This window comes from Sabulicella flocculans, from assembly GCF_045449635.1.
Taxonomy (GTDB): domain Bacteria; phylum Pseudomonadota; class Alphaproteobacteria; order Acetobacterales; family Acetobacteraceae; genus Roseococcus.
The window spans coordinates 1-500 of record NZ_JBJJBR010000003.1; the positions used below are offsets into that span (position 1 = coordinate 1).

Here is a 500-nt window from a genome sequence, read left to right on the forward strand (position 1 = left end):
ACCCGCTGGCCCCCCTCCCCCCCGGCAGCGCCATTTCCGCCCCCGCGCCGGTGGCCGCGCCCCCCGGCCCGCCCGCCGCGCCGGCCGGCGCTTCGAACGCCGTGCCCACCTGGCAGGGCGAGGTGATGGCGCGCCTGCGCCGCGCCCAGCGCTACCCGGACGGCGCCCGCGCCCGGCGCGAGGAAGGTGTGGTGCTGGTGGCCTTCACGCTCGACCGCGCGGGCCGCGTGCTGGGCGCCCGCCTCGCCCGTCCCGGCGGCTCGCCGGAGCTGGAGGCGGAGGCGCTGGCCCTGCCGCAGCGCGCCTCGCCCCTGCCGCCGCCGCCGGCGGAACTGCCGGGCGAGACGCTGACCATCACCGTGCCCGTGCGCTTCAGCCTGAGGTGGGGGGGGGGGGGGCCCCCCCCCCCCGGGGGGGGGGGGCCCGCCCCCCCCGGGGGGCGGGGGGGGGGGGGGGCGGGCGCCCGCGGCCGCCCCCCCGCCGCGGCGGGGGGGGCGCCG

Annotated in this window: 1 protein-coding gene; it reads left to right on the forward strand. The window is 85.8% G+C overall.

Annotated features, from left to right (window positions below):
- Positions 1-50: 50 nt before the first annotated feature.
- Positions 51-500: energy transducer TonB (locus ACI6QG_RS04745; RefSeq protein ID WP_407023422.1), on the forward strand; the 450-nt coding region annotated here is incomplete at its 3' end.